Genomic DNA, 22,451 nt, shown 5'->3' on the forward strand with positions numbered 1-22,451 from the left:
GAAGAAAAAAGCCTTACTTAGAAAAAAGCAAAAGCTTATCTTAAAACAGTATTAACCAAGTTAATTCGTCCATTGGGCACGTATGCCGTGCTATCATCAGCAGTCACAGGACTGTCCCTCGGATGTCAGCCCAGATTGAGACGAAATTGGTAATTACTGCATTAACTAATTTCTATCACCTCCGAGGAGTGAGGATCATGGAATAGTTGTTATTCCTGAGCCAGGATTGAGGTCGAGGGAGTATTAAACAGCGTTAACATCATCGTATATCGAGGCTGATAAGAAACCCTTATTGTACTAAGGTTAGAATATTTGTCCATGATAAGACATGATAGAGATTTCGCTTAAAGGAAGGGGAGGTCAGGGCGTAGTGACTGCTGGAGAGATAATGGCTAAGGCCGCCATAGTTGAGGGAAAGTACGCCCAGTCCATTCCCTTCTTCGGTGGAGAGAGGAGGGGGGCACCGGTGAGCTGTGAGGTGAGGATATCTGATCAGCCCATATCCCTACATAGGAGGGTTTACAATCCAGATGTCGTGACTGTGTTCGACGCGACCCTCATGGATTTGCTTAACCCTTTGACAGGGATAAAAGAGGGAGGAATCCTACTCATCAATACCGACAATCCAAGGAGATATTGGAATAGGACCTATTACGTCGACGCCACGGGAATAGCCAGGTCTTTAGGTCTCAACATAGCCGGTTGGGCAGTGGTCAACACAGCCATGGTAGGCGCCCTGTCATCTGTCACAAAACTCGTGGACATAGGTACCGCGGAGGATGTAGTTAAGGAGGAGTTTCCTGGAAAATTGGGTGAACTCAACGTAGAGGCCATGTACTTGGGTTTCAAGGAGGTGAGGGCCCTTGATTAATCTTCCTCCAGGAGTTCCCTTGGCGAGACCCTCCTTAGGTTCTTCGGGACAGACGGGCACTTGGAGGGTACTGAGACCTGTCATACACTACAACAAGTGTACCAAGTGCAGACTGTGCTTCTTCTACTGCGTTGAGAACACGATCGACCTCGAACTCAATATGTTCCCGAAGATAGATTACCAGTACTGTAAGGGCTGTGGGGTCTGCGCGCAAGTCTGTCCCACGGCCGCTATAGAAATGATGAGGGAGGTGAAGTAATTGCAGGTAACTAAGGGTGTAGTGAAGGCGTTGGTGGGAAATCACGCCGTGGCCTATGCCGTCAAACAGGCGAAACCTCAAGTCCTTGCGGTCTACCCGATAACTCCTCAGACCACCATGTTGGAAAAGCTCTCTGAGTACGTTGATAGAGGGGAGTTAAAGGCCAGGATGATAAGGGTGGAGAGTGAGCACTCCGCTCTTGCCTCGATCTACGGGGCAGCTGTGGCAGGGGCCAGAGTGTTCACGGCGACGGCCTCACAGGGGCTCCTATACATGACCGAGATGCTATATTGGGCCGGAGGTCAGAGGGTTCCTATAGTCGCCGCAGTGGCCACTAGGGCCCTGGCCTCGCCCTGGTCAATCCTCGATGACCACCAGGACTTCATGAGCAAGAGAGATGCCATTTGGATACAAATGATGGCTGAGAACGTCCAGGAAGCTTACGACCTAACGATCCAGGCCTTCAGGATATCCGAACACGAGAACGTCGTTCTCCCCGTGATGATGGGATTCGATGGTTTCATCCTCACCCACACCATGGAGAGGGTGGAGGTTCTCCACGACTCCGTAGTGGACTCCTTCATCCCTCCCAGAAAGTTCAACCTGGTCGACTTCACGGATCCTGTGGGGGTTGGACCAGTCGCCCCGCCTGAGGACTACATAAGGATAAGGTTCGAAGCCAAGAAGGCTATGGAGAGGAGTAAAAGGGTCATAAAGGAGATTTTCAGGGAATATGAGGACATCAGTGGCAGACCTCAGCACGGGCTCGTGGAGTGTTTCATGTGTCGTGACGCCGATTACGTCGTGGTGTCCATGGGGGCCTGGTCTGGAGACGCTCGCGTGGCGGTGAAGAGGTTAAGGGAGAGAGGAGCAAAGGTTGGTCTGCTCAAGGTGAGGGTATTCAGGCCGTTCCCCTTTGAGGAGGTGAGGGACTACCTGAGGGATTGTAAGGGGGTGTTGGTGATGGACAGAGCTTACTCTTTCGGTTCAGGTGGGATTTTAGTGAACGAGGTAAAGGTTTCCCTCTACGGTCACGACGTACCAGTTCACAGTCTCGTTGGGGGGTTAGGGGGTATGGATGTGAGGCCACTTCACATTCAGACTGCATTGGAGAACCTTATGGAGGGTAAATTGGAGGAGGAGAGGTGGCTACTATGATGTTCCTGAGGGGTAACGCGGCTTGTCCTGGTTGTCCGATCCCTAGGGAACTGGACGCCCTCCTGGAGGTAACCGGTGAGAGGACTGTCCTAGTGGTTCCAGCGTCATGTACGACAGTAATCATGGGGGACACCAGGGGCATGCCCTCTAAGGTTCCTGTCATTCACAGTGCTTTCGCCGCATCTTCAGCTATAGCGTCAGGAGTCCGTTCTGCGCTAGACGCTAGGGGAGAGAAAGCTACTGTAGTGGTGTGGGCTGGAGACGGAGGCACGGGAGACATAGGATTCGCCTCGCTCAGTGGTGCAGCTGAGAGGAATGAAGACATACTCTACGTTTGTTATGACAACGAGGCATACATGAATACCGGCGTACAGAGGTCTGGGTTGACGCCCTTCGGAGCCTGGACCACCACAACTCCCAGCGGAAAGGCTGAGTCCAAGAAACCCCTTCCCAAGATAATTGCGGATCATGGAGTTCCCTACGTGGCGACAGCCTCGATCGCTTACCTCTTCGATTACAAGGATAAGGTGAGGAAAGCAAAGGAGATGTCAGGATTCAGGTATATTCATCTCCTATCGCCCTGTCCTCCAGGGTGGAGGTTCGACGCTGGACTCACCGTTGAGATAGCTAAGCTGGCTGTGGAGACAGGGATATGGCCACTGTACGAGATAGAGAAAGGGAAGTTCAGGCTGACCAGTATAAGTAAAGTGTTGGTAGACAAGAAAAAGAGGAAACCAGTGGAGGAATACTTGAAGTTGCAGGGCAGGTTCAAGGATCTCAAAGGAGAAGACGTGAAGAGGATCCAAGAAGAAGTGGATCAGATGTGGGAAGATCTCGCCAGGATGTGATTTTTTAGCGGTTATGGGATTTTTCGTTAGGTGTGACCTTGAAGTCAAGGCAAAGTCTAATGACTGCTGTTCCTTAAGGACTTACCCACCGGTTCCTCAACTTGAATGTCCTCCATGACTACCACGTCGTACTTCTCGGCGAAGTGTTTGCCCAACCTCACGTCCTTCCTCGGCTCCTTCAAGTGCTCGTAAGTCTCAGCGGGCTTGGCCTCTCTTGGACAGGAACTCCTCCCTGGAGAGGTCCCCGTGCAGCTTCCTCAGCTCTCGAGTGCCTCCTCGTGTGGTCTCAGGTTGGGCACCATCCGAGGTCACTAGCGACTTCCCATCCCGACGTTCGGGGCAACCACCTCGTTCGTCCTGGGAAACTTCGGGAACTCGTGGTAGACCACGAACGAGACGTACACCCTCTCCGACCTGCTCAGTCTCACACTACCCTCTTCACCTTCAAGGGGAAGTCCCTGTGCACGACAAGCTTAAAGACGCCCGCGCGTTACAACCGCTGAACAACGAGCTCCCTCTTCTTGGTCCCCCAACCTTCAGGACGTTCCACCCGCCTTGCGTGTAAACCATGGAGAAGTACCTGTGGGCCCCCCTGGGGAAACGCGACAGTCCGTCTAAGGACCTCTGTCTAGCCTCGTAGTGCGACCTGTTGGACTACCTGGGAGTGCATTGACTGACATTGGACGTCCTGCTTCCTCAGGTCCAGTGCTAGTTGCCTAAGTTCCGTGAGAGTTAAACCCTTCCCATCCCTTTCACGGAAGTACACGTCTGCCCAACGCAGGGTGTTGTGAACTTGAGGCTAACTCCAACCGGGCCTCTAACGCCCTAAACGTTTGTTGATCTATGTGTGCCCCGAAACGGAACCCTACGGTGGGCTTCAACATAGTTCCTCGTTAGCCCTTATTGGGGGCCTATCCATCCCCACGGTGGGTCTTCCGCACCTTAACCCCAGTTAAGATAAAATATGCGGAGCTTATCCTAATCTCATGACTTCTGGGAAAGAGGACGCGGGCCAGGTCGACGTTTTTGCGAAGCTTCACACCTCATACCAAGGACTTAGCCAAGAGGAAGCCTCCAAGAGGCTGAAGGAGTACGGGCCCAATATGGTAACTGAAAGGAAGAGGAATCCTTTAATTCTCCTCCTCCTGAAATTTTGGGCTCCTGTTCCCTGGATGTTGGAGATAACGGCCATCCTCACCTATGTCCTCCATAAGTACCTCGACATGGAAATAATACTCTTCCTACTCATTTTCAATTCCATTATAAGTTTCATGCAAGAATATAGAGCGGAGAACGCTGTGGAATTATTAAAGAGAAGGCTCAAGGTCACTTCAAAGGTCAAGCGCGACGGTAAGTGGACCCTCATTCCGGCAGAGGAGCTTGTCCCTGGGGACGTCGTTTCAGTCAGGTTAGGCGATATAGTGCCTGCAGATGTTCATATAATCGACGGGATCGTCCTAGTCGACCAGTCCGTACTCACTGGTGAGTCTCAACCGGTGGAGAGGGGAAAAGGTGCTTTGTGGGTCACTTCATAATTATACAAAAATTTATAACTAATTACATCGAGTATTACCCATGGGAAAGAGTAAGCACAAGGGAAAGAGTGAGTACAAGAGGGATTGGCACAAGTACGACGAGAACGTCATAACGAGATACGAGCTAATGTTCCCCTTCTACGTCTTCCAACACTGGTGGGAATTACTCCAGGAAGAGAATAGGAATGCCAAGAAAACCTACAAGGCACCAAAGGAGTTCAACGACTTCCTAGCGTTCCTGCACTTGTTCCTACCCTACAGGGCAATGGAAGGAGTATTGAGAGCACTAGAGGGACTGAAGGTCGTCCCGACAAGCCTAGACTACTCGACAATATGGGAAAGGGTGAGGAACATGGACGTAACGTTCCCCGAAGCGAGTGACGAGCTAGAAGTGATAGCTGATGGTACTGGAATAAGCACAACGAGGGGAGGACAATACGTCGTTGCAAAGTGGGGTAAGACCAGGGACTCAAAGTTCCTCAAGATCGAAGTGGTTATGGAGAAGGACGAGTTCAAGGTAGTAAGCGCTGAGGTGACGAGCGACGAGGTCGAGGCTGCAGTCAAGACTAAGGACTTACAGGATGAGGGGAAGAAGGTGGAGAGGTTTTATGGGGATAAGGCTTACGACGCCAACGAGGTTTACAAGACGGGAGTTGAGGTAGTTGTCCCACCTAGGGAGAACGCTAGGCGCGGTCATCCCGCCAGGAGGAAGGCTGTGAGGGAGTTCAAGGAGTTGGGCTATGAACGTTGGAGGGAGGAGAGGGGTTACGGTGTTAGGTGGAGAGTTGAGTCCCTGTTCTCTGCAGTGAAGCGTACCTTTGGTGAATCTGTTGGGGCTACAAGTTTTGCTGGGCAAGTGGTTGAGGCTAAGCTCAAGTTCTGGGCTTACGCATGGATGGTCCATTTAGCTAATTATGTAGTCGGTAGGGCTCCTGGTATTAAGGTTTGAGCTCACGAATGACGTTGAAATATTAACTACTGAAAAATCCTCAGTGTATCATATTATGTTTATGAAATAAATTGAAGAGATCCACAAAGCAGATCTACTGTGAAGGGTGTGGGTTTTCCCGCTCGCCGGTGATAACTTGATGTCCAGTTGCTTTGCATCTTCAATCATCTTTCTTGTTATTTTTACTCTTCGCCAGTCATCTCTGGTTATTTTATGCTTCTTAATGAACCTTTCAACATCCAAAAACATCACCTGTTCAGCAGTTATGGGAATCTTAGGGAGGTAATACGAAGAAGTCGGTATTAGCGAGAAGTTTTTAATTTTCGACGTCGTCCCGCTGAAAAGATGTAGATGACGAACAGAAAGGGACAGGTCGAACTGGCTAAGGAGGATCTGATCAAGGCGGTCAACCAGGTCCTGGGCATAGTGAGGAGGAACGGGAGGAGCAGGAAGGTCGGGTTGGCACTCGTCTTGATGGTCCTGCTAGGTGGGAGGTCCAGCGTGAGGAATGCTGCTGAGACGTTCGGGTTGGACTACGCGAACCTGCTGGAGGCGTTGGGGGAACTCCACGACGCGTGGAGGGACTACCTGGAGGTCCTGTCGGGGCTGGTGAAGGGTGAGGTGGCCGTCATCATAGACGACACCGTGGACCACAAGGAGTACTCCAGGGGGAGGGACGTGAGCCCCCACGGGAACTACTGGATCTACTGCCACGCCCACGGGAGGTTCGAGAGGGGCGTGCAGCTCCTCACGGTCGCCATAGTGGACCTCTCCACGGGCAGGACGTTCATGGTGGGAGCCTTCCCCTACGCCGTGAGGAAGATGTTGGACTTGGGGATGGTCAACGAGTTCAAGACCAAGATCGAGATGGCCAGGGAGATGTTGGACGTGCTCAAGGAGCGCTTCCGTGTGTCCAGGGTCGTCTTCGACTCGTGGTACTGGTCAGAGAAGCTCGTGAAGGACAACGTGGTGTCTGAGCTCAAGTCCAACCGGAGGCTCCTCAGGGTCGAGTCGGCCCGGGGGACCCTCGAGGAGGTGGAGGGACACCTCCGAGTGGGGGACCTACCCCCCGGAGTCTACTACGCCGACCTGACCCTGGGAGGCCAAGCGATTACGGTAAAGTTGCTAGTCTGGGAATATAAACGTGACTCCGGGTCACACGTGAAGTACCTCTACACGACCGACCTCTCGCTCAGCGAGGAGGAGATCGAGGAGGCCTGGAGGATGAGGTGGGAGATCGAGAAGCTCCACAGGGACGTCAAGGCCCTGGGACTGGAGGACTCCTCATTCTGGAGGAGGGAGAGGCTTCAGGGCTACCTCGCGATCTTCACCATCATGACCAACGTCGTCAGGGAGCTGGTGGGGGAGCTTAACCTGAGGAGCGTGGAGGCGTTCCTCAGGTTCGTTGAACGTCTTTAGGCGGACCGCTGGGGCTGATGAAAATCTTTAAGTTACGTTAAAGTCCCATAACTGCTGACCTGTTAATATTCCTCAGAAACATTAACTTTTCAGGTGCTTTTAACACCCAAAACAGCTGTTTTCAGCCTTCAGACATTTGCGATGGTTCTGCGCGCAGAAAAACGCCAAAATTCGCCTTTGAGAACCATATAGTGTAAAATGCTTTCACATTTGAAGAGCCGAGGGGGGATTCGCCATCGGCGGAGATCCACGAGAATGAGATCCTCACATCGTCTGCTAGCCGCTCTTTTAGCTTCTCACAACTCGGTCCGGGTGAAATCCACGTTCCCTGGCTCCCATCATAGTACGAGCAGAACAATTGATATGTATTCACGGCTTCCCCCTCCGATAGTGAAATCTCAAGATCGATCCCCGCCGAGGATTTCCCAAGATCGTGCAGATAGTTGCGCAGCTCGGTCTCTTGAATACCCCCTTCTAGGCCGACCGCCGCCCTCAGGAGGCGCAGCGCCCTGATCATGTTCGTCTTCCCGGAGCCGTTCGGGCCGACGATCAGCGTCCTCCTCCCCAGCTCGATCCAGCCCGAGTCCTCGTAAGTCAGGAGGTTGCGGATCCTCAGCCTACTTATTATCTGCGGCACGTATGAAGAGGGATGCACGCGCTGAAAAGGTTTGTCGCGGAGGGCGCTTGAGGCATCCGCGCCATCCATATCCGCCGCCTGCAATCCGGCGCCCCGCCTTGCGGCGGCCTCCATGGATCCCCGCGGATACCAGATCGCCGTGTGCGGCGGCAGACAACGAGAAATATGAGATATCACCGGAATAAGCCTAAAGCATGGCTGAACGTGGTAGTAAGTCCGAGTGCTGTGATAAATCCGGATGCGGCGATACCTATCAGCTGATCCGCGGCCTGAACATGGTGCTCGTGGGCATAGTTGCCTCATACTTTCTCGAGGTTATGAGGGCGTCAGAGGGCGCGGCCCCCATCTACGTCCTGGAGGGTCCGGGCAGCCCCTACTTCCCGAGCACCCTCGGAGCCTCGGTGGTCATCGTGGGTTCCGTGGTGCTCATCCCGATGTTCTGGGACAAGTACTTTCCCATGCTTCGCAACGGCAACTCCTGCAAGCTGCCGCTGGAGGTCATATATTCGTTTGTGGCCCTGCTCCTCCCATTGGCCGCCCTATTGGTCGTGATGGGCCCATTCGAGTGGCACGGCGCCCTCGGGCTCAGGGCGCGCTACGTAGCAGCTATATACATATCCGCGGCCCTGCCGATCGTTGCGTTGAGGCTTCACCGGAAAAGGCAGCAATGCCCGAAGGTCCTGCCGCCGCGCGGGCGGTGAAGGGCCACCGGATGGAAGCCTCGTGGTCGGGGGCCGCGAGCCTAATAATCGCGGACGTGCCATCCCGGGCGTGCACGTGACCAAGCTGGGGCTCGAGAACTTCCTGTCGTTCGATGAGGGTGAGCTGGAGCTCGGCGACCTCACGATATTGGTAGGGCCCAACGGGGCCGTTCCAATAGAGTGATTTTAAATCCATAATAAAAAATAAAAATAGATTTACGCGTTCACCAATTCCACAGATTCGCCAAAGACGTCGGATACTGGCCGTTTGCTATTGCCTTTGGCTTCTCTATCTTAACTACGTTGACCATCGTATCGAAATACACTGCCTGGTAGCTGATCGGATCCGCTAGCGGCATGCCGACGTTGTTCTTGTCAGGCAGCATCAAAGGATTTGCTTGCAGGCCCCTTCTACGCCTCGGGTCAGCCTTTATCGTCACGCCGTCTATCACCGCATCCGTGGCCCCCCATCCCCAGTGCATGTAGTCTAGTACCACGCTCACCACCCCAGGGCGTATGGCCGGTGTCATCAGCACAGGCCCCTCGATGTACCTCTTCCCGAGCGGCCCCAGGTCGAGCTCGCCCGACGTGAGTGATGGACTTTCCAATCTAACGAAGTCGCCATTCTTGAGACCGAGGCTCTTGGCGTCCTCCGGGTTCATGACCACGTTGGGATACGGCAGGATCGATAACTGGGACCAGTACTCCACTATGGTGCGCTTGGCGATGAATATCGGCTTGAAGGTATGTAGATGGTACGTGTAGCCCGTCTGATCGATCGGAGTGCCGTCCGCGTATGTCGGCGGGTAGTACTTTGGAATTCCGTGGTAGTATTGGCCGGTCACGCTGTCCTTGGTCGCGGCAAGGGCCTCGTTGAATACGTTCCACAGCCCTGGGTATCTAGCTACCTTTATGTACTCTCCCTCATACGACTCGCTCAGCGGCGTGGCGCGTCCGCCCCTGTTGAGCACGTACACTACCTTGGGCCACCAGGAACCCACGGCCTCCTGCCACTTCTGTGCGTCGAACACGCTCGGCGGCAGATTCCTACGCGCTTTGGAGAACAGCTCCATCTCATCGTCGTTCGCGTCGGGCACCTCATCGCCGGGAGCGCTCCCGGCAGCCAAGTTGGCCACCTCCTTGAGGTGGAAGTGCTCCGGCCTCGTGAAGGGAACGCCGGGGCCGAATCCGTCGGGCCCGAACCCGGGCAGGTTCATCTTCTCCGCGATGGCCAGCAGCACGGCCTCCATGCTTATCGGCATCTGCTCGCCGTAGACCGTGACCGTCTCGGTCACGGGAGGGGCGGTCGGCTGCCTCACGACGGCGAACTTGCTTAGCACGCTCATGCCCTGAGGCGACGGAGACTCCACCATCCACTGCTCGAGGTATGTCCCATCAGGGAAGATGTAGTCTGCGAATACTGATGTGTCCCCTATGTTCGTGTCTATCGCTATTATGAGCGGGATCGTGCTGAGGTCGAGGAGCGCTTTTATTTGCTCATAGTTCGAAGGAACTAGGTTTGCCACATTGTTGGCGTACAAGATGGCGATCTTGAGAGGGTAGGGATAGCCGGCCTTGGCGGCGGGCAGAATTTCCTGGTAGCCGCCTAGAAGCGTGGGGCTGGCCCAACCGAACGGGAACCACGAACGCTTAGCCGGGTAGCCTTGCTCCTTGTACAGGGTCGTCATCTCATATAGGTAGCCGGCCCTCATGATGTTGACCCCGAAGGGCGTCAGCCCGTTCGGGACGCTCATGACGTCGAACGCGCGGCCGGATGCCGTCGGCCAGCTCGCGGCCCCGACAGCCAGCCCGCCCTTGAAGTCGGGGTTGCCTATCAACACGTTGAGGAGCTGTATGGCCATGCCCGCGTAGGTTCCGTTGTAGTGGGCTATCGGTCCTCTGTACATGTCCACGGCAGCCTTATGGCCGTGGCTCGTGAACTCACTCGCCACGTCCTCCACATCGGCGGGGTTCACCCCGGCCAGCTGGCACCACTCATCGAAGCTCTTCGAAGATGCCTCCTCCCAAAGTAACTGGAAGGCGGACTTGACCCTTATCCCGTTTATGGTTGTGTCCACGAACAAATCGCCTACAACGGGGTTCTCGGCGTCGTAGGGGTTGAACGCCACAGGTTGTCCGTTGACCATGGCCACGAAGTAGTCGTATGGGTTGGCCCCGCTCGGCACCTGAAGCCCCAGATCCGCGGCGCGCACGAATCTGCTGGCCCTCCCGTCGGGCTCTATCTCCACGAGCCACGTGGCGTTGGTCCAGTCCAGGTAGCCGTTCTGCTGGGCCGCGGCCTTGTTGGCCGCGCTGAGAAACACGGCGTCGTAGCGCTTGTTCTCAATTATCCACCTTATCATCGCCATCGCGAGGGGCAGATCCCCTCCCGGCTTCACCGGGATCCACTTCCAGGCCTTCGCGGCCGTCTTGCTATACCTCGGATCGATCACCGCCAGCTTCAGGCGCCCGGTGACCAGGCCGTCGGTTATCAGCTCCGTGACATTGACCGGACCGAAGCTCGCCTCGAACGGGCTGGTGCCCCAGGCTATGACGAACTCGGCGTTGGCGTAGTCGGGCCTAGCGCCGGTCGCCCCTGGGAGCCATCCGTGGATGGGCTGCCCGGGGCCGATGCCGGTCTTGTTCCACCCGACGTATTGGGCCGTAACCAACTTGACGGACACGTGGTGCGCTATGTCGCAGATCGAAAAGTGATCCAGGACGTTGACGGAGCCCAGGGAGTACTTGGTGAACCTAATTGCGAGGTCGTACCTGCTGCCCTCGATGCGGCTGGCGAAGAATACGAACTGGTTGTTCTTGGGGCCCAGGTCCGGATGGTCGGGATCGATGAGGACATCGAGGTTGTCCTTGTACTTGGCTTTGAACTCGTCCACGGTCATCTGCCCCATCATTATCTTCTGCACGTCAGCGGCCATGGAGGCTGCGAGCTGGGGGTCCGTCAGCTTTATCACGTCCTTGAGCCCCTCGACGTACCTGTTCTCCTCGCCCGGCACATCCTTGAATAGATAGCCGCCGTTCACTATTTCCTCTATTGCCTGCTCGAACGGGATGGAGATCCACTTATTGGAGCCCCTGGGACCTGCGCGCTTCAGAACCTTCACCACCCTGTAAGGGTCGGCGTAGTCCTGAACACCGGCCTGGCCCTTGGGGCAGACTTTGCCGTCTATGAGCACCGCCTGCGTGAGGGGCGTCTCGTACGGGAGCCAAGGATACATGTTCGTCGGTATGTAGGGATTCCCGTCGATCTTGACTGGATAGCCGTTCCCGTTCTCATATTGGATCTTCACCTTTATACCGCAGTTGTTATGGCACATGAAGCAGGCAGAGTAAATTACGTTCTCCGGGTGCGCGAGCTGGTATACATCATAGTCGTTGTAGAAGACATGGGATCCCGAGCGTTCGGTGTTGGGACTGGATCCGCTGGTCGAGCCGTTGGCCGGGACCGGAGGGGATTCCTCCGCGGAGAGCAGCGCTGAGAACTCCGCCGCGCCGCCGAGCAGCGCGGCCGACTTCAGGAATTTCCTCCTCCCCTCGTCCGTCCCCGCCCTTTCCTTCCTGGTCTCGTTCCCGCTCATGGCACCCACGCTCCATCGGCCATCGGCGCCTCCTCCTCCATCATGGGCTCGGTAAGGCCTATGTAGTAAACTTTCGGCTCGGTGCCGAGTTCCTCCTTGAGCCTGGACACGCCCTGCTCGCGAAGCAGCTTCGAGACGAGGCTGTCCGGGTCGTTGAGATCGCCGAAGTAGGTCGCCCTGCCGATGCAGGTCGTGACGCACTGCGGCAACATCCCGGACTCGAGCCTGTGAATGCAGAAGTGGCACTTGTGCGTGTTGAACTTCGGCGACTTCCTGCTGTCCACCGGACGATCCCATTTGTCAACGCCGTACTCAAACGACGTCCAAATATCGTAGTACTCGATCTTGGGCGTCCCGTCCGTGTAGTTGAGGCCCCAGTCGAAGGTCCTGGCCTGGTAGGGGCAGGTGGTGATGCAGTATCTGCAGCCTATGCATACATCGTAATCGATCGCGATTATGCCATCGGGCCTCTTGAACGTGGCACCCACGGGGCAGACTTCGGTGCATGGCGGGTTTTCGCACTGCATGCAGGGCCTCGGAAGGAAGGTCGCCGACTGGTTCGGATAGTCGCCGTGCACGGCCACCACAACCGGCCTGTACACGACTCCGGGGGGCTCCTTGTTCTCGATTTTGCACCCCACGGTGCACGCAAAGCAACCCACGCACTTGCGCGTGTCGATGACCATCCCCCACTTACGCTGGTTCGCGGGCTTGGCGAGGGCGCGCTTCAGATCCTCCATCATCCGATAAATTGGGTTCAGCTCATCGTACCCGGGCGGAACCTGTATCGTCGGCTGGCCCGGCAACCACGTGTACGGCTGCGACCAGCTCTCGTCCTCGAAATCCGTCTCCGCGACGGCCACCTGCGCGGCCTGCGCAACTAGCGGGGAAACCGCGACGACCCCTTCGCCGGCGGCCTTCACCAGTTTATTCTCGTCCACGAAGCTGGGTCTCTCCGCCCCCTCCCTGCGAGCCAGGCCTTCGATTATCCCGGTGCTGACCGCTGCCAGCCTCTCGCGCTCCCTGGCTATGAGGGCCCTCGCCGCCTGCCTGCTGTACGCCAGCGCAGATGACGTCGCCTTGGTCAGGGCACCCCACTTGATGGAAACGGCCACTAAGAATCCGGCCGCCGCCAAGCTGACGGACCTCAGAAACCCCCTCCTCTCCATCAGCTTAGGCTCGCCCGCATCACCGCTGATGGGACCCATCGATCCCCCGCGCCCCTGCTCAGGCATCGTGGGAGCCGATCCCCCGCGCCCCTGCTCAGGCATCGTGGGAGCCGCTGCCCGCGGCACGAGCGGCAGGATGCGATAGCCGAGATACAGCAGCCCGATGCCGAATGCCACCATGAACGTGACCACCTCCCATTCGTGGATGCTCGGGGTGTACGTGTCAATGAGCCTGGGATCGACGTAGGCGGACTGCAGGCCCGGAATTTCCGGTACACTGTAGGCCGGGATGACCTCAACGAGGCGGACCGCGAAATAGAAGATACCTGCGAACGCGCCGCCGATGCCGACGATTACGGGCCTATCCCTGAACCGGCTGCTGAGGAGGATCCCGGGGACGATGAACCCCAGCAGGACCTCGAAGATCCAGAAGACGTACCAGTACTGCCCGAACAGGACCTCGTTCGTAATGGCCGTGCCGGCGGGGTCGGTTCCGTACCAGATGGGAATTACGAGGTCGGCGACTATGAGCACGGCGTTCCCGATGAGGAGCCAGTAGACGATCCTCCCCAGATACGCGATCATCTCCCTGAACTCCTCATCCTTCCTCGGCCATAGGGCCATTAGGATTACTATGAAGAGTGCCGCCCCGGAATACAGCGCTCCGGCTACAAATACTATCGGAAATAGCGGACCGGTCCACCAGGGCTTGGAGAAGTACACGGTGCCCAGTAGAGCTCCAACTCCGCCGTGGAACAGCAGCGCGATGATGAGGCCAAACGCCCCCAAATATAGGAAGGACCTGCGAATCAACCTCGCGCTCCTCTCCAGGCTCTCCGGAGAGCCGGCACTCGGGTGCAGCAATCTGGATATCAATTTCTTTATAGGAGCACTTCCGCCGAGCGAGCCGAAGCGGCCCTCTATCAAGTCGAGGCGGAACGATAGCAGGAGCTCCACCACGAGGAGCACGAAGTATATAACGTATACCGTCACTACGTCGGCCATCACTGAGTGGTATTGGGGCCGAGAGAGCACCTCGATCGCGCGTTCTGGGTGCCCGAGATCGAGGATTATCGTGAAAATGGCCATGATCAACAGCACGAGGGCGCTGTAAAGGGATAGCTTCACCGTGGGCTCCAGCTTTTTCGTACCCAATACGTTCACGATCACGGAGATCAAGAACGCGCCGGCGGAGGCACCTATGAAATACATGTATGTCGGGACGTACAGCCCCCACACCACGTAACTCGTCGCGTTGGTCAAGTCCACTGGTGAGGTCAGTTCCTCGTACACCGCTATGGCGCCGACGACGAAGGCGACAAACCACATTGCGAACAATCCGACCTTCAGGGAACTGACGCCGCGATGGAGCCGCGACGTCCTTTGCCCTTTGCTATCTTCGGAATTCAACATTCTCATACCCCTTCATTAAATGATATTTCAAGGAAACAAGTGACTTGCTCACCGTCCAACCCCTACTATTGAGCGCCCAAAGTAACGCTTTTTGTTTAAACGCCTTTCTCTTTGTTTCATCATCATCACCCTTAAAACTTTTCAACAGATACTTTAACAAATATCTAATAGCCCTTTGTCATTAGTGATACGTTTTACATTAATTTGAGTTCCCACTCCATAATGATTTTCCCAAAGTTCACGTATCCACTCTACAGGAACAAAATCAACACCGAACAGCATGATGTGCAGATGTGGATTACCCGATTTCTGAAACTCTACGACCCTTACATAGCCTATGAAGTTAGGATACCGCTTTCTTATGGCTGTAACGATTTTGTTCCATCCTTCTATCATCCCTGTGTATGCTTGATGCAAACTTGAGAATCTGTTAGGGTTCAACGTCAACGTAAGGAAGATGCCTTCCGTATAGCCTATCTTCTTCCATTTCCGCGCGATTCTCTTAGCATATTCATCATCAAAGCGTGTTTTATAAGGCAGATACTTTATCTTTTGATGTTCATGGTTTATCAAAACAAGCGTCTTATTCGTAACATCCTCCATATACCTTTTAGCATACGCCTCTACTTCATCAGCGCTTCCCCACGCATTATCATAACCAAATATACTTGGTCTACGCACAACACGATTGGCTTCTAAAAACAACGGGTGCTTTTTAGCGTAAGATTTATCAGGCGCCCCACATATTATATTTCGCTCGTCATCGAGGTCCATATGTGGGGGGATAATTATCCCCCCGCATATATCGTTTTCGAAATTAAACTCAAACACGGGTAAAAGTAAACTGAAATTGGACAAATTAAAGTAAAAGTAAAGTAAAAGTAAACTGTTTACTTTTCTCACGCAGTTTACTTTTCCGCTCTTCATCGAAAACCGGAAAACCTAAGGAAGACCTAAAGAAAAATTCCGCACTCACATGATGTGTGAAAAACACACGGCTTAACACAAGCAATCCTTTAAAGCTAATCATAATCGGAAATAAAACAGACACGAAACAAAAACAAAAACCAACCCAAAAACAAATCAGGTATCAAAACCAAAATAAACCAAAAACTCAAAATACGAAAAACCCACACATTCCCTCGGAAAAACACCCAAAAAAGTCCAAAACTCCCTGTTTCCAGTTTGAGTTGGTCTATTGGATACTGAAATTAAACTTATTTTGCGCATATTTGTTTGCTATTTTACACATTTGCACAATCAAGCGCTATTGTACGAGGACTGCTAATCACGGCAATTTATTGCGTGCATCTTGTTCCTCAATTCTAGTGATGATAATTCCATGTTAAACCTGCCAAACTGCCAACACAGCGGCTAGATGAATGATTTTGAAGAAACTTAAGACTGATTAGGGTTAACTAGGATATAGTTATATTGAATCTTTATGTATACAGCAAGATTCATATTGAGCCGTTGACGCTGGACCGAGTCGGCAGGTTGAGTGTTATATTGAGAGCAACGATGTGATTAGGTGTATACAAATGTATACTTATAGACACAGTTGCCCCGTGCCGAATCGGACTAGGCGCGCGATTCACCTACATGTGGAATTCTCCTCCCGGGACGGCGAAGGCTATGGGGGATCATTACGGCAGGAAGTCGTCCCACGCCTCGGCGCTCAACTGGGCGCGTGCAGTCGGGGACATCGCGGTCGTGTGATATCCTCCTCATCTGACTGGCACCAGCGGAACTATATTTAAGTTAGTGGTGGTTATGGGGGCGAAGGTCCCCTTCCGCGAGGTAGGGGACAGATAGCTCGCTCACGATGGTTTTTACAGCCGGTCTGAACAATGATAAAGTGAACGGCAAACCTCGCCCCTTCTACAGTAGATCAAAAATTTTAATGGAAGACTCCAACAACATAGATACACACCCTTATCCTCGACATGTTGGTCTTCACTGGTCAGTTCACCGTCTACCTGGTCAGGGAGAGGAGGAGGATGTGGAGCTCTCTTCCCAGCTTACCATTACTGTTATCCAGTGTGGGTGCCATAACTTTCACTTGTCTGATCTCCATCCTAGGAATATTAGTGACCCCCCTGCCGCCCCCAATAGTCTTGGGGGTATTGGGGTTGAGTTTTGGATTTAATATAATATTTGATCAAATAAAGTTGGTCACACTGAGGCTGAGTAGAGGCGGAGGAACCTCAGTGAGCTGACCCATCGTGCGATCTTAGAGGGTCAAGCTTCGACGTTCAAGGTTCTACGTCACTCATTTGAGGAGAAAACCCCTTCATTTCTTCAAAAGCCTCCAGGCTCCTGAGAGATGATGAGTCCAACGTCTTAAGTTTATTAATGAATGGGGTTATCATCTAAATTGTGACGGATGTATGATGAGATCTTCCCTATCCAGTAGGAAGCTATTTCTCATAGCTACGGTTGGAATGTTGGTCGCAGCTCTCGTAATGGGATTGGCAAGCGTCCCCATGGCTCAGACGACACCACAGGTTGTTGCCTACAAGATCACAGGAACGGCCAACCTGAGCGCCCCAGGAACAGAACAGTTCTGGTCCAATATAGCCTGGGACAACATATCCCTGACGGCCAACATACCTCAAGCTCCGACCTCTGGAATAACGCACTACGTGCTCGTCAAAGCAGCATGGAACGGAACTGACCTCATGATCCTCATGAGATGGTATGCTCCATCTCCCGCCTACGGGGCGTGGTCTGCCGCGGCCGGAGCGTTGTATCCTCCCGCGAGTGGTCCTGGGCTGTTCAGGCTGATTGAACTCACACCCGGTACCACCTATTACATGAATACCTCCTATTCTAACTATTATGCAGTAGTGAACGGAGTACCCAAAAGCGGAAGGCTTATACTCAATTACTCAGGCATAACTCTACCTACCCCCAACGGGACCCAGATCGAGGTTCTGTCCAACGGAACAATCATCCTGTACCACTCCCTGAGGCCGATGGAGGATCTCCTTTACAACAACGGTATGTTCTACGGGTATTATACGAACTCCACGTGGTATTACCCAGATAGGGCTGCCATAATGTGGTACATGGGGACTGTCATCCCGCCAACCAGTGACTGTATGAACATAGGAGGAAAATTTCCAGGTCAGACATTCGATGGATTTACCCTGAAGGATGCCGGAGGATCTCTACAGCAACAGGGAGGTGCTGCCAATATATGGATGTGGGTATCAGGAGCTACCTGGGCCAACAAGACCTACGATCCAGCCTTCGCCACTAACCTGTGGCAGAACGAATCCTTGACCGGCCTGCCGTACATAGATCCAGGAAATCAAGGTTTCGCAGTACCCCTCTACACCAACAACACTGACATGTATGAGGTCGACACTGCTGGGATATGGTACGCACCAGTCTCTTCCTCTGGGTTAAATGGCTCTCTTTTCTTCGTAAAGACCGGAGCCACTTACTCCGACGGTTACTGGACTGTGGAGTATGTAAGACCCCTAGCTGTTCCTCAGGCCTACGCGCAGTGGATGCCCAACTTCACAGTAGGTAATACTTACTACGTTGCCTTCGCCGTATGGCAGGGAAAGTTGGGAGAGACGTTGTTCGATAAGTCCATCACATCAGGCTTCCTGCAGTTCACTCTCTCCACCTCTCCCCCCTCCCAAACTACGACCACTACGAGCACGAGTACAAACACTACCACGACGACACCACCGTCCACCACCACTAGTACAGTAAGCAATGTAACCCTGGACGTCACAGTGGTAGGGGCAGTAGTAGCCATAATAGCCTTAGTTGCCCTCTACGTGGTGTTCAGGAGATGAGCCTCAGACAGGGAGGCCTCCTCAAGTTAACCATGGTTTTTTTAGCCTTAGGTTCTGTCCTCCAGTTCATTCTTCAATTCGTCGCCTCAGTGTCCTTCCTTCCCATAAAGATACCTGCCCTCCCTCTTCTCACCAGATTGGGAGAGGTGGGGATCTACCTCAGCTTCGTGAGCATTGTGACGCTCTCATTCCTTATTTGGCCTAAGGTGAAGGCCTTGCTCCCCCTCGGGCTGATCCTCATGATATCTCCCGTGTTCACGATCGTTCCAGACTACTTTGCGTCGCCCTGGTGGATAGCCCTCGAAGTAGGTGTCGTAGTCCTGGGAATAGTTGCCATCGTGGAGAGCCTGTTGAAGGCGACACCTCTTTCACTCCTAAATCTTCCCACGTTTTTCATGGTGATCATACTCATGTGGGTAGCCCTAGACGTAGATGTAGTTCACAGCGAGGCACTCCTCAATTACTTGGCCTTATTCGACGCGTCAGTACTCGGTTTTGCCTTGTACACTCTAGTGTGGAAGACCAAAGGACTGAGGATGAGGAGAGCCTTGGCTTCGTATGGGGGGGCCGTTCCTGCCCTATTCGTCTTCTTACCCTTGTACTTTGTGGTGTCTGGTAACAGGTTCATGGAGATCATAATGAACATGGTCATGCCCTCGGTCTTCGGCATAGTGTTCTCAAACCCTTATTCTCTGCCAGTCTTCGTCCTCTCCCTGAGCCTGGCCTTGTATTTCATTGTGGCACTAGCGTTGAAAGGTAACTTCCTGGCCTCCCTGGGCTACTTCATGATCGTGACCACGACTTTCCTGGGCGTTAATGGTTACCATCTTATTCTATACATGATTTACCCTCTAGTGGGCTCTGTACTGCTCAATGTTGGTGACGAAGGGGCCTCTATCCTGTCCAAGTTGAGTAAATCAGTCCAACGTTGAAGACTTAATATTTATGGTAGCCCTCTTAAACTCTGTGAAAGGCTCATGCCCCTAAAATTCAGGCTCGGAAACGGGGAGAAGGGAGTTCTGAGGACCTCGGATTTACTCTTCATTCAGAAGATGCTCAAGACCATGAGAAACCCGAAGACTAGGTTCGACTCGAGGGAGTTCGTTGAGAAAGGGGAGGATTACCTCTTCAACTACGTGGGGAAGAACGTAGGCGGAGTAGATGAGGGGAGGAGGAATTTCCTCAAGGGCATAGTGATCGGGATAGCCGCAGCTACAGTTGTGGGAGTAGTTCCAGGGTTGAGAGTATTAGTACCTCCAGTTCAACAAGCCTCTGGTTTCCCCAAGTCGCTTTTGACCGACTCCTCAGGAAATCCCGTGAAGGCATCATCCGTACCCGTAAATAGTCCCATCATTATGCTCTTTGAATACCCGTTGACTGGAGAGCCTAACTTCCTGATCAACCTGGGGGACAAGGACAACAACCCTGTAGCCATAGCACCGGTTGAGGTCACTGTTCCCCAGACAGGCAAGAGCTACAAGTTCCCGGGTGGCGTGGGTCCCAAAAACTCCATAGTTGCCTATTCGGCCATATGCCAGCACCTTGGATGTACCCCTCCGTACATACACTTCTACCCGCCTAACTACGTTGGACCGTCCCAGCTAACCGCTCCAGAGCCAGATACGCTCACGGCACAGGCCCTGCTGGCGGCTAAACAGGCCAACGTCCCAGCTCTAATTCACTGCGATTGTCACGGCTCTACCTACGATCCCTATAGGGGGGCCGCAGTCCTCACCGGACCTACGGTGAGACCTCTACCGGCAGTCCTGTTGGAGTGGGACAACTCCACAGACTACCTCTACGCTATTGGGGCCATAGGAGTGGCAACGTACCCAGAGGGGGCTGACGGAACGCCGTCTCAGGATCCAAACTCCGACTTGAATACATCGCAGTTCGGCAGTTCAGTGGGTGACAAGACCCAACTGCAGGCCAGTACAAACCCATTCTCGGGTTCATGAGTCCAACGATTAACACTTTTTTGTCTTGAAACATGAGGTGATAACATGAGTGGTTCCAAAAGGATCTCCGGGTGGTTCTCAGAGAGGTTGAAGCTTGAGGACCTCCCGTTCTTCAAGACTCCTGACTACATGTACCACGTGAACGAATGGCTCGGTGCACTCGTGGCAGCCTCCTTCATCTATACGATCATCTCTGGGCTTATACTCCTCCTGTATTACAACCCAGAGGCCGGCTATCAGTCCACTGAGGCCATAATTCAACAGGTACCTTATGGTTCTGTGGTGCTCTACAGCCACCTCTACGGGGCATACGCTATGATCATCCTGGCCTACGTCCACATGTTCAGGAACTACTTCGCTGGAGCCTACAAGAGACCTAGAGAACTCCTATGGATCTTGGGAGTTCTCATGCTAGTCCTAACTTTGGGGGCTTCCTTCCTAGGTTACAGCCTAATCGGGGATGCCTTGGCTGTGAGCGCTGTGGACGTCGGTGCTGGAATAATAACTTCCATTCCCCAGCTATCCTTCCTGATCCCCATTATATTCGGGAACTACGATACAGGTGATTACGAGAGAGTATTGGCCATGCATATCATCCTGGTAGCTTTGATAGGTTTACTATTCGTCTTCCATTTCTTCCTTGCCGAACAGTACGGCATGATGCCGTCTAGGAAGGTAAAGCCTAAGGTTCCCGCGGTGTATACAAAGGAGGAGTGGTCCAGGTTCAACCCGTGGTGGCCTAGAAATTTCGTCTACATGAGCTCCTTGATCTTCATAACTTGGGGCTTCATACTCGCGGTACCCAACGCTCTGGCTTACCTGAACGGTCTCCCCCAGTTCCTCAACCCCTTCATGAACCCTAAACCTGCTCCACCTCCCAATAGCCCGGCTGCAGCTCACATAACTACCTATCCTCCGTGGTTTTTCCTTTTCCTATACAAGATAGCCGACTTCACCAGTGACGTAGTGGTGTTCCTACTCATAGGCGTCATCATTCCGTTAGTCTACCTAGTCCTGGTACCCTTCATCGACAGGTCTGACGAGCTTCATCCCCTGAGGAGAAAGGTCTTCACTGGGATCGGGATATTGATGATGACATACCTCATTCAGACGTCCCTCTGGGGTGACCTAGCACCTGGAGTAGAGGTGAGTGTTAAGGAACAGGTCGTCGCTTACCTGATTCCAGCCATAATAGTGGCACTGGGTCTGACCTTCATGAAACCGTTGGAGAATCAAGGGAAAGTAATTAAGGGTACATCACCGCTTACGTCCATTCTCTTCGTTATTGTAGCCATGCTGTTCGCTGGAGCTTGGGTGGAGCTGTTACAGTACCCATCGGCCTTCACCTTTGCGGTGACCGCCTTCTTCGGATCACTCTTCTATTTAGGGGCTAAGGAGATGTCCAAGGTAGTGCTGACTTCGGTTCCCAACAGGGCTTTGCCAGAGACCAGGCAGGCTACGGTATCCACTTCCAACGAGACCAAGAAGAAGTTTGCTGAGATCCTCATGAGTTTGCTCTTCATCCTAGTGGTGATCCTAGTGGCGCAGATGTGGACTATACCTCCCACCGGCTACGCCTCCAATCTCTTCGGAGTGGACTTAGGTCTAGTGTTCCTCATGCTCGGGGAAGCCATCTCCCTATATCATTACGTAGTGTATAAGAAACCTAACGAAGTGGTGGAGTAAGTTTTTTATTTTCCAGACCAATAGTAATTTTTATGATAAACGTAGGTTTCTATTACAGGGTGAAGAAAGGACATGAGAAGGAGTTCGAACAGACCTTCTCCAGTGTCTTGGAATACCTCAAGTCCAGCTACCCAGGCTTTAGGGACGCTAAGCTCTACAGGAGCGTGACTGACCCTCAAGAGTACCTTATATACAGTGAGTGGGACGATCTAGACACGTTCAGGAAGTTCATCTCAAGCCAGGCTTATAGGGATACTACCAGTTACGGGAAGAACATCCTAGAGGGAAGGCCTACACACAGAGTTCTTCAGCTCGTCGAATGAGTTCATCTCTTCCTATTTTTTAATAGAGGACAGCAGTTATTGGATTTTGCCTTGACTTCAAGGCTACACCTAACGAGAAATCCCATAACTGCTGTAGAGGAGTTCCGCCTCTTT

The 22,451-nt window shown here is 53.2% G+C and carries 19 protein-coding genes and 1 pseudogene; 14 read left to right on the plus strand and 6 right to left on the minus strand.

Annotated features, from left to right (window positions below; all coding sequences use genetic code 11):
- Positions 1 to 328: 328 nt before the first annotated feature.
- From METMK1DRAFT_RS06420 to METMK1DRAFT_RS06435, 4 genes are read left to right on the plus strand one after another with little or no spacing between them, the layout of a single operon-like run.
- A complete protein-coding gene (locus METMK1DRAFT_RS06420; protein ID WP_009071944.1) occupies positions 329 to 871 on the plus strand; it encodes a 2-oxoacid:acceptor oxidoreductase subunit gamma family protein in 543 nt (180 codons plus the stop codon).
- Positions 864 to 1,130 (plus strand): 4Fe-4S binding protein, encoded by a 267-nt coding sequence (locus tag METMK1DRAFT_RS06425; RefSeq protein WP_009071946.1) that lies wholly within the window; start codon positions 864 to 866, stop codon positions 1,128 to 1,130. Before METMK1DRAFT_RS06420 ends, METMK1DRAFT_RS06425 begins: the two co-directional genes overlap by 8 nt.
- Complete coding sequence (locus METMK1DRAFT_RS06430) at positions 1,131 to 2,288, plus strand: pyruvate ferredoxin oxidoreductase (protein ID WP_009071949.1); 1,158 nt, start codon at positions 1,131 to 1,133, stop codon at positions 2,286 to 2,288.
- The gene (locus tag METMK1DRAFT_RS06435; RefSeq protein WP_009071951.1) at positions 2,285 to 3,136 is read left to right on the plus strand and encodes a 3-methyl-2-oxobutanoate dehydrogenase subunit beta; all 852 of its coding nucleotides are present in this window, start codon (positions 2,285 to 2,287) and stop codon (positions 3,134 to 3,136) included. The genes METMK1DRAFT_RS06430 and METMK1DRAFT_RS06435 overlap by 4 nt, the downstream gene beginning before the upstream one ends.
- Positions 3,137 to 3,192: 56 nt before the next feature.
- Here the strand turns inward: METMK1DRAFT_RS06435 and METMK1DRAFT_RS19470 are convergent, their stop codons facing one another.
- Entirely contained in the window at positions 3,193 to 3,318 is a 126-nt protein-coding gene (locus METMK1DRAFT_RS19470; RefSeq protein WP_281034088.1) for a hypothetical protein, read from the minus strand.
- 804 nt (positions 3,319 to 4,122) lie between these two features.
- On the opposite strand from METMK1DRAFT_RS19470, the gene METMK1DRAFT_RS06445 reads away from it, so the two are divergent.
- Both METMK1DRAFT_RS06445 and METMK1DRAFT_RS06450 read left to right on the plus strand, forming a co-directional pair.
- Positions 4,123 to 4,671, plus strand: a complete 549-nt coding sequence (locus METMK1DRAFT_RS06445) for an HAD-IC family P-type ATPase (protein WP_009071954.1) — start codon at positions 4,123 to 4,125, stop codon at positions 4,669 to 4,671.
- A 40-nt stretch (positions 4,672 to 4,711) separates the two neighbouring features.
- A complete protein-coding gene (locus tag METMK1DRAFT_RS06450) occupies positions 4,712 to 5,620 on the plus strand; it encodes an IS5 family transposase (RefSeq protein ID WP_009071956.1) in 909 nt (302 codons plus the stop codon).
- A 48-nt stretch (positions 5,621 to 5,668) separates the two neighbouring features.
- Here the strand turns inward: METMK1DRAFT_RS06450 and METMK1DRAFT_RS06455 are convergent, their stop codons facing one another.
- On the minus strand, positions 5,669 to 5,863 hold the full coding sequence (locus METMK1DRAFT_RS06455) for a hypothetical protein (protein WP_155812311.1): 195 nt from the start codon (positions 5,861 to 5,863) through the stop codon (positions 5,669 to 5,671).
- A 108-nt stretch (positions 5,864 to 5,971) separates the two neighbouring features.
- Between METMK1DRAFT_RS06455 and METMK1DRAFT_RS06460 the strand changes: the two are divergent.
- A pseudogene (locus METMK1DRAFT_RS06460) lies at positions 5,972 to 7,080 on the plus strand (transposase).
- A gap of 80 nt (positions 7,081 to 7,160) precedes the next feature.
- On the opposite strand, the gene METMK1DRAFT_RS06465 reads toward METMK1DRAFT_RS06460, so the two are convergent.
- On the minus strand, positions 7,161 to 7,745 hold the full coding sequence (locus tag METMK1DRAFT_RS06465; protein ID WP_216586091.1) for an AAA family ATPase: 585 nt from the start codon (positions 7,743 to 7,745) through the stop codon (positions 7,161 to 7,163).
- A gap of 125 nt (positions 7,746 to 7,870) precedes the next feature.
- Here METMK1DRAFT_RS06465 and METMK1DRAFT_RS06470 point away from each other — a divergent pair, with 125 nt between their 5' ends.
- Positions 7,871 to 8,377: a hypothetical protein gene (locus METMK1DRAFT_RS06470; RefSeq protein WP_009071964.1), complete on the plus strand. Its 507-nt coding sequence runs from the start codon at positions 7,871 to 7,873 to the stop codon at positions 8,375 to 8,377.
- Positions 8,378 to 8,601: 224 nt separating this feature from the next.
- On the opposite strand, the gene METMK1DRAFT_RS06475 is transcribed toward METMK1DRAFT_RS06470, so the two are convergent.
- The 3 genes from METMK1DRAFT_RS06475 to METMK1DRAFT_RS06485 all read right to left on the minus strand — a co-directional run bounded on the left by METMK1DRAFT_RS06475 (position 8,602) and on the right by METMK1DRAFT_RS06485 (position 15,482).
- Positions 8,602 to 11,973 carry a molybdopterin-dependent oxidoreductase gene (locus METMK1DRAFT_RS06475; protein WP_009071967.1) on the minus strand — a complete coding sequence of 1,124 codons (3,372 nt, stop codon included), beginning with the start codon at positions 11,971 to 11,973 and terminating at the stop codon, positions 8,602 to 8,604.
- Positions 11,970 to 14,471: an NrfD/PsrC family molybdoenzyme membrane anchor subunit gene (gene nrfD / locus METMK1DRAFT_RS16335; protein ID WP_172634118.1), complete on the minus strand. Its 2,502-nt coding sequence runs from the start codon at positions 14,469 to 14,471 to the stop codon at positions 11,970 to 11,972. The genes METMK1DRAFT_RS06475 and nrfD overlap by 4 nt, the downstream gene beginning before the upstream one ends.
- A 237-nt stretch (positions 14,472 to 14,708) precedes the next feature.
- Complete coding sequence (locus tag METMK1DRAFT_RS06485) at positions 14,709 to 15,482, minus strand: rolling circle replication-associated protein (protein ID WP_009071973.1); 774 nt, start codon at positions 15,480 to 15,482, stop codon at positions 14,709 to 14,711.
- Between the two features lie 1,022 nt (positions 15,483 to 16,504).
- Between METMK1DRAFT_RS06485 and METMK1DRAFT_RS06490 the strand changes: the two genes are divergently transcribed.
- The 6 genes from METMK1DRAFT_RS06490 to METMK1DRAFT_RS06515 all read left to right on the plus strand — a co-directional run bounded on the left by METMK1DRAFT_RS06490 (position 16,505) and on the right by METMK1DRAFT_RS06515 (position 22,337).
- Positions 16,505 to 16,774, plus strand: coding sequence for a hypothetical protein (locus METMK1DRAFT_RS06490; protein WP_155812314.1), 270 nt, complete (start codon positions 16,505 to 16,507; stop codon positions 16,772 to 16,774).
- 225 nt (positions 16,775 to 16,999) lie between these two features.
- Complete coding sequence (gene cbsA / locus METMK1DRAFT_RS06495; protein WP_425357379.1) at positions 17,000 to 18,370, plus strand: cytochrome b558/566 subunit A; 1,371 nt, start codon at positions 17,000 to 17,002, stop codon at positions 18,368 to 18,370.
- Positions 18,367 to 19,302, plus strand: a complete 936-nt coding sequence (gene cbsB, locus METMK1DRAFT_RS06500; RefSeq protein ID WP_009071982.1) for a cytochrome b558/566 subunit B — start codon at positions 18,367 to 18,369, stop codon at positions 19,300 to 19,302. Before cbsA ends, cbsB begins: the two co-directional genes overlap by 4 nt.
- Before the next feature lie 45 nt (positions 19,303 to 19,347).
- Positions 19,348 to 20,328 (plus strand): Rieske iron-sulfur protein SoxL2, encoded by a 981-nt coding sequence (soxL2, locus tag METMK1DRAFT_RS06505; RefSeq protein ID WP_009071984.1) that lies wholly within the window; start codon positions 19,348 to 19,350, stop codon positions 20,326 to 20,328.
- A 45-nt stretch (positions 20,329 to 20,373) separates the two neighbouring features.
- A complete protein-coding gene (gene soxC, locus METMK1DRAFT_RS06510) occupies positions 20,374 to 22,014 on the plus strand; it encodes a proton pump complex cytochrome B SoxC (protein ID WP_009071987.1) in 1,641 nt (546 codons plus the stop codon).
- 32 nt (positions 22,015 to 22,046) lie between these two features.
- Positions 22,047 to 22,337, plus strand: coding sequence for an antibiotic biosynthesis monooxygenase family protein (locus METMK1DRAFT_RS06515; protein WP_009071989.1), 291 nt, complete (start codon positions 22,047 to 22,049; stop codon positions 22,335 to 22,337).
- Positions 22,338 to 22,451: the final 114 nt, after the last annotated feature.

Origin of the sequence: Metallosphaera yellowstonensis MK1 (genome assembly GCF_000243315.1) — an archaeon.
In the GTDB taxonomy this organism is placed as follows: domain Archaea; phylum Thermoproteota; class Thermoprotei_A; order Sulfolobales; family Sulfolobaceae; genus Metallosphaera; species Metallosphaera yellowstonensis.

Excerpts from the sequence above, each read along its gene's own strand:
- METMK1DRAFT_RS06470 (WP_009071964.1), top strand. The coding sequence starts at position 7,871 with ATGGCTGAACGTGGTAGTAAGTCCGAGTGCTGTGATAAATCCGGATGC.
- METMK1DRAFT_RS06465 (WP_216586091.1), bottom strand. The coding sequence starts at position 7,745 with ATGGATGGCGCGGATGCCTCAAGCGCCCTCCGCGACAAACCTTTTCAG.
- nrfD (WP_172634118.1), bottom strand. The coding sequence starts at position 14,471 with ATGTGGTTTGTCGCCTTCGTCGTCGGCGCCATAGCGGTGTACGAGGAA.
- METMK1DRAFT_RS06435 (WP_009071951.1), top strand. The coding sequence starts at position 2,285 with ATGATGTTCCTGAGGGGTAACGCGGCTTGTCCTGGTTGTCCGATCCCT.
- cbsB (WP_009071982.1), top strand. The coding sequence starts at position 18,367 with ATGAGCCTCAGACAGGGAGGCCTCCTCAAGTTAACCATGGTTTTTTTA.
- cbsA (WP_425357379.1), top strand. The coding sequence starts at position 17,000 with ATGTTGGTCGCAGCTCTCGTAATGGGATTGGCAAGCGTCCCCATGGCT.
- METMK1DRAFT_RS06515 (WP_009071989.1), top strand. The coding sequence starts at position 22,047 with ATGATAAACGTAGGTTTCTATTACAGGGTGAAGAAAGGACATGAGAAG.
- METMK1DRAFT_RS06475 (WP_009071967.1), bottom strand. The coding sequence starts at position 11,973 with ATGAGCGGGAACGAGACCAGGAAGGAAAGGGCGGGGACGGACGAGGGG.
- METMK1DRAFT_RS06420 (WP_009071944.1), top strand. The coding sequence starts at position 329 with ATGATAGAGATTTCGCTTAAAGGAAGGGGAGGTCAGGGCGTAGTGACT.
- soxL2 (WP_009071984.1), top strand. The coding sequence starts at position 19,348 with ATGCCCCTAAAATTCAGGCTCGGAAACGGGGAGAAGGGAGTTCTGAGG.
- METMK1DRAFT_RS06445 (WP_009071954.1), top strand. The coding sequence starts at position 4,123 with ATGACTTCTGGGAAAGAGGACGCGGGCCAGGTCGACGTTTTTGCGAAG.
- soxC (WP_009071987.1), top strand. The coding sequence starts at position 20,374 with ATGAGTGGTTCCAAAAGGATCTCCGGGTGGTTCTCAGAGAGGTTGAAG.
- METMK1DRAFT_RS06485 (WP_009071973.1), bottom strand. The coding sequence starts at position 15,482 with ATGAAGAGCGGAAAAGTAAACTGCGTGAGAAAAGTAAACAGTTTACTT.
- METMK1DRAFT_RS06450 (WP_009071956.1), top strand. The coding sequence starts at position 4,712 with ATGGGAAAGAGTAAGCACAAGGGAAAGAGTGAGTACAAGAGGGATTGG.